General features: G+C 58.9%; 13 protein-coding genes, 4 tRNA genes and 1 other RNA gene. 2 read left to right on the top strand and 16 right to left on the bottom strand.

Going from position 1 to position 16,352, the window contains the following annotated elements; all coding sequences use genetic code 11:
* The first annotated feature begins 9 nt into the window (after nt 1-9).
* Together hemX and hemY are read left to right on the top strand one after the other, a co-directional pair.
* A complete protein-coding gene (hemX, locus tag SSARUM2_RS00615; protein ID WP_049195196.1) occupies nt 10-1,134 on the top strand; it encodes a uroporphyrinogen-III C-methyltransferase in 1,125 nt (374 codons plus the stop codon).
* Between the two features lie 3 nt (nt 1,135-1,137).
* Nucleotides 1,138-2,334, top strand: coding sequence for a protoheme IX biogenesis protein HemY (gene hemY / locus SSARUM2_RS00610; RefSeq protein ID WP_033649634.1), 1,197 nt, complete (start codon nt 1,138-1,140; stop codon nt 2,332-2,334).
* 725 nt (nt 2,335-3,059) lie between these two features.
* Here the strand turns inward: hemY and SSARUM2_RS00605 are convergent.
* From SSARUM2_RS00605 to wecB, 16 genes are all read right to left on the bottom strand, one after another.
* A non-coding RNA gene (locus SSARUM2_RS00605) (RtT sRNA) lies at nt 3,060-3,188 on the bottom strand.
* A gap of 32 nt (nt 3,189-3,220) precedes the next feature.
* Nucleotides 3,221-3,297 (bottom strand) — tRNA-Pro (locus SSARUM2_RS00600).
* Between the two features lie 74 nt (nt 3,298-3,371).
* Nucleotides 3,372-3,458 (bottom strand) — tRNA-Leu (locus SSARUM2_RS00595).
* Between the two features lie 41 nt (nt 3,459-3,499).
* A tRNA-His gene (locus SSARUM2_RS00590) sits at nt 3,500-3,575 on the bottom strand.
* Between the two features lie 59 nt (nt 3,576-3,634).
* Nucleotides 3,635-3,711: transfer RNA gene (locus SSARUM2_RS00585), tRNA-Arg, on the bottom strand.
* Between the two features lie 135 nt (nt 3,712-3,846).
* The gene (locus SSARUM2_RS00580; RefSeq protein WP_060423426.1) at nt 3,847-5,250 is read right to left on the bottom strand and encodes an amino acid permease; all 1,404 of its coding nucleotides are present in this window, start codon (nt 5,248-5,250) and stop codon (nt 3,847-3,849) included.
* Nucleotides 5,251-5,615: 365 nt separating this feature from the next.
* Nucleotides 5,616-6,356, bottom strand: coding sequence for a lipopolysaccharide N-acetylmannosaminouronosyltransferase (gene wecG, locus SSARUM2_RS00575; protein WP_033636645.1), 741 nt, complete (start codon nt 6,354-6,356; stop codon nt 5,616-5,618).
* Nucleotides 6,357-6,370: 14 nt separating this feature from the next.
* The gene (wzyE, locus tag SSARUM2_RS00570; RefSeq protein WP_060439286.1) at nt 6,371-7,738 is read right to left on the bottom strand and encodes an ECA oligosaccharide polymerase; all 1,368 of its coding nucleotides are present in this window, start codon (nt 7,736-7,738) and stop codon (nt 6,371-6,373) included.
* A complete protein-coding gene (locus SSARUM2_RS00565; protein WP_033636643.1) occupies nt 7,735-8,820 on the bottom strand; it encodes a TDP-N-acetylfucosamine:lipid II N-acetylfucosaminyltransferase in 1,086 nt (361 codons plus the stop codon). The genes wzyE and SSARUM2_RS00565 overlap by 4 nt, the downstream gene beginning before the upstream one ends.
* A complete protein-coding gene (gene wzxE / locus SSARUM2_RS00560; protein WP_049212739.1) occupies nt 8,817-10,067 on the bottom strand; it encodes a lipid III flippase WzxE in 1,251 nt (416 codons plus the stop codon). The genes SSARUM2_RS00565 and wzxE overlap by 4 nt, the downstream gene beginning before the upstream one ends.
* A 1-nt stretch (nt 10,068) precedes the next feature.
* The gene (gene rffA, locus SSARUM2_RS00555; RefSeq protein ID WP_033636640.1) at nt 10,069-11,199 is read right to left on the bottom strand and encodes a dTDP-4-amino-4,6-dideoxygalactose transaminase; all 1,131 of its coding nucleotides are present in this window, start codon (nt 11,197-11,199) and stop codon (nt 10,069-10,071) included.
* Nucleotides 11,186-11,917, bottom strand: a complete 732-nt coding sequence (gene rffC, locus SSARUM2_RS00550) for a dTDP-4-amino-4,6-dideoxy-D-galactose acyltransferase (protein ID WP_049212738.1) — start codon at nt 11,915-11,917, stop codon at nt 11,186-11,188. The genes rffA and rffC overlap by 14 nt, the downstream gene beginning before the upstream one ends.
* On the bottom strand, nt 11,895-12,776 hold the full coding sequence (gene rfbA / locus SSARUM2_RS00545) for a glucose-1-phosphate thymidylyltransferase RfbA (RefSeq protein ID WP_047569833.1): 882 nt from the start codon (nt 12,774-12,776) through the stop codon (nt 11,895-11,897). The genes rffC and rfbA overlap by 23 nt, the downstream gene beginning before the upstream one ends.
* 49 nt (nt 12,777-12,825) lie before the next feature.
* A complete protein-coding gene (gene rffG / locus SSARUM2_RS00540; protein WP_172905242.1) occupies nt 12,826-13,899 on the bottom strand; it encodes a dTDP-glucose 4,6-dehydratase in 1,074 nt (357 codons plus the stop codon).
* Complete coding sequence (gene wecC, locus SSARUM2_RS00535) at nt 13,890-15,152, bottom strand: UDP-N-acetyl-D-mannosamine dehydrogenase (RefSeq protein ID WP_049212737.1); 1,263 nt, start codon at nt 15,150-15,152, stop codon at nt 13,890-13,892. The genes rffG and wecC overlap by 10 nt, the downstream gene beginning before the upstream one ends.
* Nucleotides 15,149-16,279 (bottom strand): UDP-N-acetylglucosamine 2-epimerase (non-hydrolyzing), encoded by a 1,131-nt coding sequence (gene wecB / locus SSARUM2_RS00530; RefSeq protein ID WP_041037227.1) that lies wholly within the window; start codon nt 16,277-16,279, stop codon nt 15,149-15,151. Before wecB ends, wecC begins: the two co-directional genes overlap by 4 nt.
* Nucleotides 16,280-16,352 lie beyond the last annotated feature (73 nt).

Genomic DNA, 16,352 nt, shown 5'->3' with positions numbered 1-16,352 from the left:
TGTGCCACTATGACGGAACAAAATACCCCATCCGCCCCGGTTGAAGAGCCAACCACCGCGGTTGAGAGCTCCCAGCAGCCAGCCGCTGCCAGCCGCAAAGGCAAGAACACCGGCCCGGTGCTCGGCGCGATCGCTATCGTGCTGGTCATCGCCCTCGGCGCGGGCGGCTATTACCACACGCACCAGCAGGCGCAACAGCTGATCGCCGCCAATCAGGCGCTGCAGCAGCAGCTTGAAGGCGTGAAGCAGAGCCAGCAGCAGGAAAGAAATGCGCTGGAAGGCCTGTTGCAGCAGCAGGGTAAAACCCTGGACGCCGCCGATCGCGAGCAGGCTAACCTCGCGCGCCAACTGAGCGAGTTGCAGGAAAAAGTGGCGACCATCTCCGGCAGCGACGCCAAAACCTGGCTGCTGGCGCAGGCCGATTTCCTGGTGAAAATGGCCGGCCGCAAGCTGTGGAGCGATCAGGACGTGATCAGCGCCGCCGCGCTGCTGAAAAGCGCCGACGCCAGCCTGGCGGACATGAACGATCCTAGCCTGCTCGACGTGCGCCGCGCCATTACCGAAGACATCGGCACGCTTGCTACGCTGACCCAGGTCGATTACGACGGCATCATCCTCAAGGTCAATCAGCTGTCCAATCAGGTGGATAACCTGCGCTTGGCGGACAACGACACCGACGAAGCGCCGATGGATCAAAACAGCAGCGAGCTCTCCGGTTCGATCGCCGAGTGGCGGCAGAACCTGGCCAAGAGCTGGCGCAATTTCATGGCCGACTTCATTACCATCCGCCGCCGCGACGCCAGCGCCGAACCGCTGCTGGCGCCGAACCAGGACATCTACCTGCGCGAAAACATCCGTTCGCGCCTGCTGGTGGCCGCGCAGGCCATCCCGCGCCACCAGAACGAGACCTACAAGCAATCGCTGGAAACCGTCTCCACCTGGGTGCGCGCCTATTTCGACACCACCGATCCGGCGACCAAGGCCTTCCTGGAAGAGCTGGACAGCCTGAGCCAACAGTCGATCTCGATGGACGTGCCAGATCAGCTGAAAAGCCAGCCGCTGCTGGAAAAAGTGATGCAGACCCGGGTGCGCAACCTGATGACCCAGTCCCCTGCCGCTCACCAGGAGGGTTAAGCCATGTTACGCGTGCTATTTCTGTTCCTGGTGGTGATCGCCAGCGTGGTGCTCGGGCCGATGTTGGCCGGGCATCAAGGCTATGTGCTGATCCAGACCGACAACTACAATATCGAAACCAGCGTCACCGGCCTGGCGATCATGCTGGTGCTGCTGTTCGTGGTGCTGCTGGCGATCGAGTGGATCCTGCGCCGTCTCTTCCGCACCGGCGCCCGCACGCGCGGTTGGTTTATCGGCCGCAAGCGTACTCGCGCGCGCCAGCAAACCAAAGCCGCGCTGATCAAGCTGGCGGAAGGCGACTACAAGCAGGTCGAGAAGCTGATGACGCGCAACGCCGATCATGCCGAACAGCCGGTGGTGAACTACCTGCTGGCCGCCGAGGCCGCACAGCAACGCGGCGATGACTTCCGCACCAACCAATATCTGGAGCGCGCTGCCGAAGCGGCCGACACCGATCAGCTGCCGGTGGATATCACCCGGGTTCGCATCCAGCTGGCACAGGGCGAGAACCACGCCGCGCGCCACGGCGTCGATCGCCTGCTGAACCAGGCGCCGCGTCATCCGGAAGTATTGCGCCTGGCGGAACAAGCCTATCTGCGCACCGGCGCCTATGCGTCGCTGCTGGAAGTGCTGCCGTCGATGCGTAAAATCGAACTCCACAGCGAAGAGCAACTGCAGGCATTGCAGCAGCAGGCTTATATCGGGCTGATGAATCAGGCGATGGCGGACGAAGGCAGCGAAGGCCTGAAGCGCTGGTGGAAAGATCAGAGCCGCAAGACGCGTCACGAAGTGCCGCTGCAAATCGCGATGGTGGAACACCTGATCGAATGCAACGACCACGAACTGGCGCAGGAGATCGTGCTCGACAGCCTGAAGCGCCAATACGACGAGCGCCTGGTGCTGCTGCTGCCGCGGCTGAAGTCCGGCAACCCCGAGCAGTTGGAGAAAGCGCTGCGCCAGCAGATGAAGCAGCACGGCGCGACGCCGCTGCTGAACAGCACGCTGGGGCAGCTGCTGATGAAACACGGCGAGTGGCAGCAGGCGGCCGACGTCTTCCGCGAAGCGCTGAAACAGCGCCCGGATGCCTACGACTACGCCTGGTTGGCCGATACGCTGGAAAAACTGCATCGTTCGGATGAAGCGGCGCAGATGCGGCGCGAAGGACTGATGTTGACGCTGAAACAGAACGGCGGCGAATAGCGCCCTGCACGATTGAAGAACAGCGCGGCTCTTGATGCCGCGCTTTTTTTTGCCAGTTAACATCCTGAGGCGCAAAAAAAAACACTTGCCGTAGGGCAAGTGTATAAAGAAGCAATCAGGTCTAGGACAACAGGGGCGGTGCCTCACTCAACGTTTTGCCCTGAGCGTGATGACGGGTTAGTCATCGTTCTCGTGGGCGATAGGCACCCTAAATCGGCTCTGCGTCATTCCCAGGGTTTATGAGGCCTAAGGCGAACATAAGAGGTGGAATGAGCATCTACGCTATTAATATTGCACTTGGCGTGCCAACTTTAAGGCTAAGGCCATTCCCAATAAAAAATGGGTCTCAATGCATTGAAATATATTAATTTTTAATTTAACCCTGTCTTTCCTGTTATATGCCACTCTCTGGCATTCCATGCCAGCAGCCGTAATAAGAATGTCGCCTCAAAACGACGACTTAAGCCAAAGCCCATTTTATCTTTTTAAATCAATCAATTATTTGTCTCAACCTGACGACAGCGCTGGATGGCGCTGTCGCTGAAAACCAACACGCTTGCCGACAGAGACAAAGTGCCCATCCTTAGATACGCAAAAAGCCCGCGCATTGCTGCACGGGTCTACCTTCGTCTCGCTTCGCGAGGTTCGAACCTCCTGCGGAGGTACTCATCCTCATAAACTGCAGACGAAAAAAAACCTGCTTTAAAAAGCAGGTTTTTCGAATGTGGTCGGCGAGAGAGGATTACGCGCATCTTTGATGCGCGCCCTGCGGGCCGTTGCTAAAGCAACGTTGTCTCGCTTCGCGAGGCTCGAACCTCCTGCGGAGGTGCTCATCCTCATAAACTGCAGGCGTAAAAAAACCGACTTGCGTCGGTTTTTTTGAAAGTGGTCGGCGAGAGAGGATTCGAACCTCCGACCCACTGGTCCCAAACCAGTTGCGCTACCAAGCTGCGCTACTCGCCGATTTGTATTGCTCATACTACCCGATTTATCAGACCATTGTCCATATAAATCTTATATTTATCAGATATTTTGCGTGGTGCGAAGAGAGGGACTTGAACCCTCACGTCCGTAAGAACACTAACACCTGAAGCTAGCGCGTCTACCAATTCCGCCACCTTCGCACTGTCACAAAATACTGCTAAATCGTCACTTCGTCAGGAAGTGGGGTGGCTAATGGGACTCGAACCCACGACAACTGGAATCACAATCCAGGGCTCTACCAACTGAGCTATAGCCACCATTACTACTTCTTACTCACGCGGTAATATACCACCGCAGCTCCTGCGCACAAACTTAATGGCGCGCCCGACAGGATTCGAACCTGAGACCTCTGCCTCCGGAGGGCAGCGCTCTATCCAGCTGAGCTACGGGCGCGTAGCGCCGTTGCGGGAGGGGATACTACGGATTTACGCCAATCCTGTCTAGTGCTTTTTCGCAGAAATGTTGCGTTTGATTACGCTTTGCTCACTCCCACGCACAAAAGCGCACTCCGTAGCCCCTTTTCGCCGTTTATTGGCGCGTTTCTACCCGATTTTCAACCGGATGATGTTTCTTGTGCATGCCGAAAGCGAAGTAGCACAAGCTGACGCCGGCTAAGAAAATCGCCCCGACCAGCAGGGAAATGCGCGTATCCGGGTTGATTCCCATGCCGACCAGCACGCAAACCAGAAAAGCAATGGTCAGATAGTTCACATACGGGAACATGATCGACTTAAAGCTGTGGTTTTTGATCGCTTCCTTATGGGCGCGGCGGAAATAGAGTTGGCTTATCAGCACCACGAACCACGGCACCATGCCCGGCAGCACGCTCGCGCTGTAGACATAAACGAACACCTGCTCCGGATTCGGGATGATGTAGTTCAGCGCGGAGCCCACCAACAGGCAGCCGATGGTGACGGCGATGCAGTTCACCGGCACGCCGCTGGCGGAAAGCTTGGTGAGCGCCGCCGGCAGTTGGCGGTTCTTGGCCAGGGCGTACAGCATGCGGCCGCCGCTGTACATGCCACTGTTGCAACCGGAGAGCGCGGCGGTCAACACCACGAAGTTGATGATGCCGGCGGCGGCAACGATACCGATCTTGGCGAAGGTCAGCACGAACGGGCTGCCGGTGGTGCCGATGCCGTTCCACGGGAAGATGGTGACAATGACGAAGATCGCACCGACATAGAAGATCAGGATGCGCCACAGGATATTGTTGATCGCGCGTTTCAGCGTCACCTGCGGGTTCTTGGCTTCCCCGGCGGTGATGCCCACCAGTTCAACCCCCTGATAGGACGCCACCACGATGCACAGCGCAAACAGGAAGCCTTTCCAGCCGCCGGCAAAGAAACCGCCGTGCGCCGTCAAATTGGCGAAACCGATAGGTTCACCGCCGTTGCCGAAGCCGAAAAGGATCACCCCCAGCCCCACCAGAATCATCACGATGATGGTGGTGACCTTGATCATGGCAAACCAGAACTCCAGCTCACCGTACAGGCGCACCGCCGCCAGGTTGGCCAACGCGACCATCGCTACGGCGATCAGCGCCGGCACCCACTGCGGTATTTCCGGGAACCAGAACTGCACATATACCCCGATGGCGGTGATTTCAGAAATGCCGACGGCAATCCACATAAACCAGTAGCCCCAGGCGGTCAGGTAACCGAAGTAGGGATTCATGTACTTATGCGCGTAAACGGCAAACGACCCGGCAACCGGCTCGAGGAACAGCATCTCCCCCATCGAACGCATAATGAAGAACACGAACAGCCCGGCGATAATGTAAGCCAGCAGCACCGACGGCCCCGCCCATTTCAGCGTACTGGCCGAGCCCATAAACAGGCCGACACCGATGGTGCCCCCCAGAGCGATAAGCTCGATATGCCGGGCCTCAAGGCCCCGGTGTAGCCCTTGCGGTTTCTCTTTGTGTGCCATAAATCCTCAATAATTTTTCTCGGGTCGTGTTTGCCTGCCGGCCGCTGCCGGTCGTTATTGTCATTATTAAAAGAATAAATCATCCCCTGCCGATCGGATTGGCATCAACGGGTTGTCGGAGCGAAGTGACCGTGAGAAGGACATCGTTCAGCGCTGTCGCATCAAGCTTCAGCGGCCAGGGATAATTTCCGGGCGGTATCGTTTCGCATTTCGCCGCTATAAGCAAACCGCAATTTAAAACTTTATGGAATAAATGCGACGACGTTTAGGGCCGAGGGTTATAGATATGCGGGAGAAACGTGCAAAAGCAGATTATTGGTACAGCAGACCGGGGCGGAACAGCACTTTCCGCCCCGGATGAGGGGTTACATCTTGCCGCTGTAGTAGTAGCCGACAAACTTCAACAGCTTCAACTGCCGGCCGATGCGGCTGGGTTGGCTGAGCAGGCGGTAGAGCCATTCCAGACCGAGGTTCTGCCACACCTTGGGCGCACGCTTCACATGGCCGGTAAAGACGTCGTAGGTGCCGCCCACGCCCATATACAGCGCCTGCGGATGCACCTTGCGGCAGTCGCGCATCAGAATCTCCTGCTTCGGCGATCCCATCGCCACCGTCACGATCGCGGCGCCGCTGGCACGAATACGCTCGAACAGCGCCTCGCGCTGATCCGGTTTGAAGTAGCCGTCCTGGCTGCCCACCAGGTTGACATTCCACTGGCTGCGCAGCTTTTGCTCGGTTTCCGCCAAAACCTCCGGCTTGCCGCCGACCAGGAAGACCGGCGTGCCTTCACGGCCGGCGCGTTGCATCAAGGCTTCCCACAGATCGGCGCCCGCAACGCGCGAAACGTCCGCCGCCGGGTATTTGCGGCGAATCGAGCGCACCATGCTGATGCCGTCGGCGTACTTGTACTCCGCCTCATCCAGCAACGCATGCAGCGCCTGGTCCTCTTCCGCCTTCAGGATCTTTTCCGCGTTCATGGCCACCAGCGTGCCCTGTTTTACCCGGCCGCCGTCGAACAAAAAGTCCATGCAGTGCGCCATATCGCGAAAGCCCCACAGGCTGAAACCGCGCAGCTCATACTGCGGCACCGAAATCTTTGCTTCCATCGTTCTCATTACCCTTACAAAAGACCGTTGGCCCGAGGCGGCGACGCCAGCGCGCGGGTGCGCGTCACTCTGGCCTTGATCAGCCCGGCGGTATCGAACAGCCAATACAGCAACTTCGCCAGCACCAGACAGGCGCCGAAAATAATGCAGAAGAACACCACGCGCGACACGAATGAATCCACCCCTTCCCGCGCCAACACGATCATGTTGAACACCGCGCCGAAGCAGAACCCCTGCAGAATGGCCGCCTTATAGCGGTTCGGCTCGGTTTTGCCCAGCTCATACAGCCAGTCGAACCACTTGATGATCATGCCCACCAGAATCGCGCCGAGCGGGATAAACAGCGCGCCGCCCATCACCACCAGCGAACCGATCAGCGTCGGCGAAATCGCCAGCCCGGAGTGGTTGTTCAGCACTTCCCAGGTGAAGTAGTTGGCCGAGTTCAGCACCACGTCCGGCCGGCCGGGCCAGAGCCAGGTAGGGATAAAGACGTAGAAATCACGCAAGATCGGCGCCAGGCCCTGGAAATCGATCTTGTCGTAATTTTGCAACAGCAGCGCCAGGTTTTCCCACGGCGAGAAGGTATCGCGGGTCAGGTAGAGGAAGGTATAAAACGCCTCCGCGCCGCTGACGTCCAGGCTGTAGCGCTTCAACGCCAGCCAGAACATGCCGACCACGCCGAATATGCCCGCCGCCGCCAGCATCCACAGTGTGATCCAGCCGCGCACGATGCCGATAAACAGGAACAGCGCGAAGGCGATGATGATGTTGGCGCGGGTGCCGCCGACGATCACGTAGGTCAGAATGCCGAACGCCACCGTCGCCACCAGGAACAAGAACCAGGCGCGCAGATCCTGCCGCAGGAAATAGACCACCAGCATCGCCGGAATGAAGAAGTAAAAGAACCGCTTGAGCGCCACGCCGGACACGTCGCTGGAGAAAATCTGGCTGTAGGAATTGAGCTTGAACAGCAGGAAGCCGTTCTGCATGAAGAAGATCCCAACGGTACCGATCGCCACCAACGCCAGCAGCACCCAGGTCATATGGGTTTCCACCCGGTTCATGGTAAACAGCGCAGCGCGCGGCTGCATGCGGCGCTTGCGCAGCCGGGTCTTGTAGGTAACGTAATAGATGGCGTAAAACGCCGTCGCCGACAGCAGGGCGTACAGCAGAAACTCCACCGGCACCACCTCGACGTCAAACTGGAACACCAGCAGGCAGGTCAAAGGAAAACCGAAATAAAACGTCAGCAAATACAGCAGCGAGAAGAAGACGTTGAAGTTAAAGCGCACGCGCCGAAACTCCTGATAGGTCAGCGTCAGGATAAACGTCAGGCTGACCAGATAGACGACGAACAGGCCGCCGAATTGCGCCAACGTCATGAGTGCTCTCCCGCCGCCAACGCCAGGGCTTGCTGCCAACCGTCAACATAGTTCGGATTGAAGAAGGCGATCGCCTGTTTATCCACCGCCGCCAGCTGACGCTGCGCTTCACGCACCACCGCCTCGTCCAGCGAATCGCCGTAGAACAGCACCGGCAGATGCTGTTCCGCCAAATCCTGCCAGAACGGGTTTTGCCGGCTGAGCACGAAAGGCACGCCGAACTGAATCAGCAGGCACAAGGTGCCAATCCCCTGCTGGCGATTGAAAATGAAATAGCCGAGATCGCAGGCGCGTAAAATATTGAGATAATCCTCAAACGCCACCTGCTGCGTGAGCAGCTGCAGGTTTTTCTCGCCGAACAGCGGCAACCCGGCGGCGCGCACCTGCTCGATGTAGGCGTCGTTATTGGCCGGATAGCCCATCGGCAGGATCACGCGCACGTCGGCGCCGAACTGCTGATGAATCGCCTGCAGCGCTTCGATATGCCGATTGCTGCGATCGCCGGAGTTACCGACCAGAATCGTCATCGGCCCGGCCAGGTTTTTCTCGACGTGAACGTCGGTCAGCGCCGGATCCATGCGGGTCGGGAAGTACAGCAGCGAGGCCGGCACCCGCGCATGGCGCTGCTGGTAGTGGATCACGTCGCCGCGGGTAGCAAACACGTTCCCCACCCGCCCCTGGGCAATGCGGCGCAGCAGATAGAACAGCCGGAATTTCCAGCTGGTGGCGTCTTCATACAGATCGGCGCCCCAAATATGCCAACTGACCTGACGCGCCTTGATCTTGCCGCTCAGCAGCGCCAGCCACAGCCCCGGATTGAACTGGCCGTGCAGGAAGAAGCGCGCATCGCGATCGGCCTGGGCGCGCGCGATGACCGCCGCCGCCAGGCTTTTCTTGTCCGCATAGGGCGCAATGTTCAGGGCGGGGAAATCTCCCAGTGCCGCCACATCCTTGGCCGCCACCATAAAATGCCGCGTCTGCTCAGCCGGCAAACGCGGCGCCAGCACGTCGTTGAAGAAGCGCAGCACCGTCTGGTTATGATGCGGGATATCGGATCCCAGAACGTGAATCAGTGTGGTCATACTCGTCTACGATAGATAAGAAATACGCAGCTACAGAGCGCGAAATACACGATGTAGGTTGCCATATAGGCCTGAGCCGCCCCCAACGCGCCGTGCAGCGGGATCAGCCAGTGCGAGAACAGCGTCAGCAGCAGAAACTGGCTGACTTCCGTCAGGATATAGAAGCGCAGCGACGCTTTGGCGATCACCAGATAGCCGAACACATAAGCCCCGACTTTCAGCACGTCGCCCACCAGCTGCCAGGCAAACAGATCGCGCATGGCGACGAATTTGTCCGAGAACAGCAGCCAGATGGCGAAATCACGCAGCAGCCACACCGTAAAGCTCGCCGCCGCTACCGCCGGCAGCACGAATTTCAACGAGCGCACGATCTCCCGCGAGATGGCGCCCTTGTTCGTCAGCCGCGACAGCGTCGGCAGCAGATAGACGGTAAACGAGGCGGTGATGAACTGCAGATAGGCATCGGAAATGCTGCTGACGCCCTGCCAGATCCCCACTTCATCCCAACCGTAATGCGCGGCCAACAGGTTACGCATCATCACATAGGCCACCGGCAGCGTCACCGAAGTGATCAGCGCCATGACGGTGAACTTGCCGAGGTTGCCGGCCACGAGTTTGTCCCAGCGCGGCGCCAGGTAGCGCAACGGCAGCGTTTTACGCCGCCACAGCATCAGCCCGGCCGGCAGTACCACCAACGCCGGCACCAGTGCCAACCCCGCCAGCGCGCCTTCATAACCGCCCAGCTTGAAGCACAGGTAATAAGCCACCACGCCGAGCAGGCTGCCGCCGATCACCGCCAGCGCATTGCCCATCGCGTCGCGATAGCCTTTCAGCACCGCCATAAACAGGTTGGCGTAGGCGATGCCCATCTGAATGAAAGCGACGGCGCGCACCACATCGACGTAATCGGCATGCCCGAACAGCCCGATGCTAATCGGTTCGGCGGCGAACAGAAACACCAGCGCCAGCAAGGTCGAAAAGCCCAGCACGATGCTCGACGCGGTGCCCACCGCCAGACGCAGACGCTGCGGATCCTGGTGGTACTCCGCCACGTATTTGGTGATACCGTTAAAAATGCCCGCGCCGGACAGCACGCCCAGCACGGTAATCAACTGGCGGAAGTTACCCGCCTGCCCCACCCCGCTGGGGCCAAACGCCACCGCCAGCAGTTTCACCACCAACAGCCCCACGCCGATTTTGATCAGCGTGGAGCCGGCGGTCCATATCGATGCTTTTGCCAACGACATATCAGGCAAAGAAACTCAGGATGGTATTGATTACCGTACGCTGATTGACATCAGACATATTGTAGAACAGCGGCAAGCGCACCAGGCGCGCGCTTTCCTGCGTGGTGTAACGATCTTCGCCGGCAAAGCGGCCAAAGCGTTCGCCGGCCGGGCAATCATGCAGCGGGATATAGTGGAACACCGCCATGATTTCGGCTTCCTTCAGGTAGTCGATAAAGGCCGTGCGCTCTTCGATATCGCGCAACTTGATATAGAACATGTGCGCGTTATGCACGCAGTCGGCCGGGATTACCGGCAGTTCGATGCGGCCTGAGCGGGCCAACGGCAGGAAGCTGTCGTAGTACTTCTGCCACAGAGCCAAACGGCGCTGGTTGATGCGCTCCGCCACTTCCAGCTGGCCCCACAGGTAGGCGGCCTGCAGGTCGGACATCAGATAGCTGGAACCGATGTCGCGCCAGGTATATTTGTCTACCTGGCCACGGAAGAACTGGCTGCGGTTGGTGCCTTTTTCGCGGATGACTTCCGCCCGATCGATCAGGGCCGGATCGTTCACCAGCGTCGCGCCGCCTTCGCCGCCGGCGGTGTAGTTTTTGGTTTCATGGAAGCTGAAGCAGCCGATATGGCCAATGGTGCCCAATGCCTTGCCTTTGTAGGTCGACATCACGCCCTGCGCGGCATCTTCCACCACGAACAGGTTATATTTCTTCGCCAGCGCCATGATGGTATCCATCTCGCAGGCCACGCCGGCATAGTGCACCGGCACAATCGCGCGGGTTTTATCGGTGATCGCCGCTTCGATTTTGGTTTCGTCGATGTTCATGGTGTCTGGACGCAGGTCGACGAACACCACTTTGGCGCCGCGCAGCACAAAGGCGTTGGCGGTGGAAACGAAGGTAAAGCTTGGCATGATCACTTCGTCACCCGGCTGGATATCCAGCAGAATGGCGGCCATTTCCAACGACGCGGTGCAGGAAGGCGTCAACAACACTTTCGCGCTGCCGAAACGCTGTTCCATCCACTGCTGGCAGCGGCGGGTGAAACCGCCGTCGCCGCACAATTTGCCGCTGCCCATGGCAGCCTGCATATATTCCAGTTCAGTGCCAACAACCGGTGGAGCGTTAAATGGAATCATGTCTACCTCTGTATAACCAGTACGCGGTGCTTTCAATCACGGCACCCTGTCGTTGATAGAGTCGTAATGCGGCGATATTGCCCACCTGGGTCGCAACCCGCAGGCGCTGCATCCCCTGCTGCCGACATTCGGCGATCGCCGCCGTCATCAGCCTGGCGCCCACGCCCCGGCCGTATGCGCCGGGGAACGCCGCCAACAGGCCAATGCGCATTTCCTGGCCGCCAATGTCACGCAGGCTGACAAAGCCTTCGGGTTGCCCCTGGCTATCCAGCACCAGCAAGCATTGATGATCAAAGGTGCCCAGAACGGCCTTTTCGATCCACAAAGCATAAAACCGGCCGCTGTCATCAGGTTGATACCAGGGCGTGCGAAAGCGGCTGACGGTGAACGCCTGAGCCGCCGCGGTGCGCAATGCCGGGATATCGGCCTCGGTTGCCAGACGGGAGATCTGGGCGGCGGAACCCGGTTCAACCGCTAGATCACTCTCAAGAGCCAGAACCAGATCGACTTCGCCCTCAACCAGGCGAAATCCCAAATCAGCCAGGCCGTCCGCCAACGCGAGGTGCTGCGCGGGAATTTTGGCCTGCACCAGGTTATAAGCCGCCAGATCGGCCTCGGCAAGCGCCGGAGCCGAGGAGGAAAAACCGAGTTTCGCGCTGTCGAGCGCGAAAAACTCGCTTTCCCATGACAAAGGCTCAATAGTGGCGTGGACGCGCATGCAGCAGATCCAGCAAATACTTGCCGTAGCCCGTTTTGGACAATGAAGTGGCGGCGCGTTTCAGTTCCTTATCATCCAGCCAACCGTTACGCCAGGCAATCTCTTCCAGACAGGCGATTTTAAAGCCCTGGCGTTTTTCTACCGTCTGCACAAAGCTGCTGGCTTCCAGCAGGCTGTCGTGAGTCCCGGTGTCCAACCAGGCGAAACCACGCCCCAACAGCTCGACGGTCAGTTCACCGCGCTCCAGATACATCTGGTTGATGCTGGTGATTTCCAACTCGCCGCGCTCGGAAGGTTTCACCTGCTTGGCAAACTCCACCACCTGGCTATCGTAGAAGTACAGGCCGGTCACCGCCCAATCGGATTTCGGTTTCTTCGGTTTTTCTTCGATCGACAGCGCACGGAAGTTGTCGTCAAACTCCACGACGCCAAAGCGCTCAGGATCCATGACCTGATAACCGAACACGGTGGCACCTTCGGTGCGGGCCGCGACGGTTTTTAATTTCGGGCTGAAAGATTGGCCGAAGAAGATATTATCTCCCAACACCAGGCAGCAAGAATCGCCGTTGATAAACTCCTCGCCGATCAGAAACGCCTGCGCCAAACCTTCCGGCTTAGGCTGCGCAGCGTAGCTGAGATTGACGCCGAACTGTTCGCCGTTACCCAGTAAACGCTCGAAGGACGGCAGATCTTCCGGGGTCGAGATGATCAAAATGTCGCGGATCCCCGCCAGCATCAGCACCGACATCGGGTAATAGATCATCGGCTTGTCATAAATCGGCAGCAGTTGCTTTGACACGCCACGAGTAATCGGATGCAGACGCGTACCGGAACCGCCGGCCAGAATAATACCTTTCATACGTACTCCAAAACCCGCCGCGCCGCCGCAAAGCGCGCGCGGCGTTAAATTAATCTGACAACCCCAAACGCTCGCCGGCATAAGAGCCGTCTTGCACCCGGCGCCACCAGGTTTCGTTAGCCAAATACCAGGCTACCGTCTTGCGAATGCCGCTTTCGAACGTTTCCTGCGGCCGCCAGCCCAGCTCACGATCGATTTTGCCGGCGTCGATGGCGTAACGCATATCGTGGCCCGGGCGATCCTTCACGTAAGTGATCAGATCGCGGTAGTTCGCCACGCCCTGCGGCTTGTTCGGCGCCAGTTCTTCCAGCAGATCGCAAATGGTCTGCACCACTTCGATATTCTTGCGCTCGTTATGGCCGCCGATATTGTAAGTTTCGCCTACCACGCCTTCGGTCACGACCTGATAGAGCGCGCGCGCGTGATCCTCGACATACAGCCAGTCGCGCACCTGTGCGCCGTTGCCGTATACCGGCAGCGGTTTGCCGGCCACCGCATTCAGGATCACCAACGGGATCAGCTTCTCCGGGAAGTGATAAGGGCCGTAGTTGTTCGAGCAGTTGGTCACGAGGGTCGGCAAACCGTAGGTGCGCAACCAGGCGCGCACCAGATGATCGCTCGACGCCTTGGAGGCGGAATACGGACTGCTCGGCGCATACGGCGTGGTTTCGGTGAACAGATCGTCGGTGCCGTGCAGGTCGCCGTATACTTCGTCGGTGGAGATATGATGGAAACGGAAAGCCTGCTTCTTCTCCGCTGCCAACGGCTGCCAGTAATGGCGCGCCGCTTCCAGCATGGTGTAAGTGCCCACCACGTTGGTCTCGATAAAGGCCGCCGGGCCGTCGATAGAGCGATCGACGTGGCTTTCCGCCGCCAGGTGCATCACCACGTCCGGCTGATACTGGGCAAATACCCGATCCAGTTCGGCACGATCGCAGATGTCGACCTGCTCGAAAGCATAGCGCTCGCTCTCGGCCACCACCGCCAGCGACTCGAGGTTACCGGCATAGGTCAGCTTATCCACCACCACCACGCTATCGCCGGTGGCCTCGATGATGTGCCGCACGACTGCGGAGCCAATGAAACCGGCACCACCGGTAACTAAAATACGTTTCAACGCCATACTCCTTTGGTATCAACAACCCATGTTTGTTTTACATCTTCCGGCCGGATGGCCTTGAACTGCTGGTGATCGACCAACATCACGATCACATCGGCCTGCTGCAACGCTTCCGCGATTGGCGTCAACGTCACATGGCCGGCCAGCGACTTCGGCAACTGTTCGACGTTCGGTTCCACCGCCAGCGTTTCGCCGACGTGCCATTCGGCGATCAGGTGCGCCACTTCTACCGCCGGGCTTTCACGCAAATCATCGATATTCGGTTTGAAGGCCAGGCCGAAGCAGGCAATTTTCACCTCGGACGCGCGCTTGTCGGTGGCGGCCAGACAATCGGCCACCGCCGCTTTCACCCGATCGACCACCCACAGCGGTTTGCCGTCGTTCACCAGGCGTGCGGTGTGGATCAGGCGCGCCTGCTGCGGATTCTGCGCCACGATAAACCACGGATCGACGGCAATGCAGTGACCGCCGACACCCGGCCCCGGCTGCAGAATATTCACCCGCGGATGGCGGTTCGCCAGGCGGATCAGTTCCCAGACGTTGATCCCCTGCTCAGCGCAGATCAGCGACAGTTCGTTGGCAAAGGCGATATTCACGTCGCGGAAGCTGTTTTCCGTCAGCTTGCACATCTCGGCGGTGCGCGAGTTGGTGATCACGCATTCGCCCTCGAGGAAAATCTTGTACAGCGCGCTGGCACGTTCCGAGCACTTCGGCGTCATGCCGCCGATCACGCGGTCGTTTTGAATCAGCTCCACCATCACCTGCCCCGGCAACACGCGCTCCGGGCAGTAGGCGATATTCACGTCCGCCGCTTCGCCCGCTTGCTGCGGGAAGCTGAGATCGCTGCGCGCCTGCGCCAGCCAGTCCGCCATTTGTTCGGTGGCCCCCACCGGCGAGGTGGACTCCAGGATCACCAGATCGCCTTTTTTCAGCACCGGCGCCAGCGATTTCGCCGCCGCTTCGACATAGGCCAGATCCGGCTCGTGATTGCCCTTGAACGGCGTAGGCACCGCGATCAGGAACGCATCGGCCGCCAGCGGTTTGGACACCGCCCGTAGGAAACCGCCGTCGACGGCGTCCTTGACCACTTTGTCCAGATCCGGTTCGACGATGTGGATCGCGCCGCGGTTAATGGTATCTACCGCATGTTGGTTAACATCTACACCCACCACTTTTTTCTTGCGGGAAGCGAACGCCGCCGCCGTTGGCAAGCCGATATAACCCAGGCCGATAACCGAAATAGTGTCAAAACTCATAGTGTCACCTGATGATTCTTTAAAGCTTCGAGGATACGCTGACAGGCATGTCCGTCACCGTATGGGTTATGCGCCCGACTCATCGCGTGATATTCGCTTTCGTCCGTCAACAGCCGGGTCACCGCTTCAACAATTTTGGCCACATCGGTGCCGACCAGACGCACCGTGCCCGCATCTATCGCTTCCGGGCGTTCGGTGGTGTCGCGCATCACCAGCACCGGTTTACCTAACGATGGAGCCTCTTCCTGAATGCCACCGGAATCGGTCAGGATCATGTAAGCCTGGGTCATCAAATAGACAAACGGCAGATAATCCTGCGGCTCGATCAGCATGACGTTGTCGATGCCTTTCAAAATGCGATTCACCGGCTCACTGACGTTCGGATTGAGATGCACCGGATACACCACCTGTACTTCCGGGTGATTGCGGGCGATCTCCGCCAGCGCGCTGCAAATTCGCTCAAAGCCGCCGCCAAAGCTTTCGCGGCGATGACCGGTGACCAGGATCAGTTTCTTGTCGGCGTCGAGGAACGGATAACGCTGTGCCAGGCCAGCCCGCAGCGCGGCATCGCTCATCACGCGGTCACGCACCCAGAACAGCGCGTCGATCACCGTATTGCCGGTCACGAAAATACGGTTGTCCGGCAGCAGTTCGCGCAACAGATTTTGGCGCGAGTTCTCGGTTGGCGCGAAATGGTACATCGCCAGGTGGCCGGTCAGTTTGCGGTTGGCCTCTTCCGGCCAGGGAGAATACAGATTGCCGGTACGCAGCCCGGCCTCGACATGCCCGACGGGGATGCGTTGATAGAACGCCGCCAGGCTGGTCGCCAGCGTGGTGGTGGTATCGCCATGCACCAGCACCACGTCCGGTTTGAAGTCTTCCAGCACCCCTTTCAGCCCTTCCAGGATGCGGCAAGTGATTTCCGTTAGCCCCTGGCCAGGTTTCATGATGTTCAGGTCGTAATTCGGCGTGATCTCAAACAACCGCAATACCTGATCCAACATCTCACGATGCTGCGCCGTTACGCAGACTCTTGCGTCAAAAGCCTCATCCTGGGCCAGTGCATGTACCAGCGGCGCCATTTTGATGGCTTCAGGTCTGGTGCCGAAAACAGTCAACACTTTCACAGCGACTCTCTTTTGGTCGGTTAATCGCAGGCCCCGCCTGCGAATCGGGCGCTCACGCGCCCTGCATCAGATT

It is taken from the genome of Serratia sp. K-E0102 (assembly GCF_029962625.1).
Classification (GTDB): domain Bacteria; phylum Pseudomonadota; class Gammaproteobacteria; order Enterobacterales; family Enterobacteriaceae; genus Serratia; species Serratia sarumanii.
The sequence above is the reverse complement of the archived record's forward strand: the minus strand, read 5'-3'. Positions and strand labels throughout refer to the sequence as shown.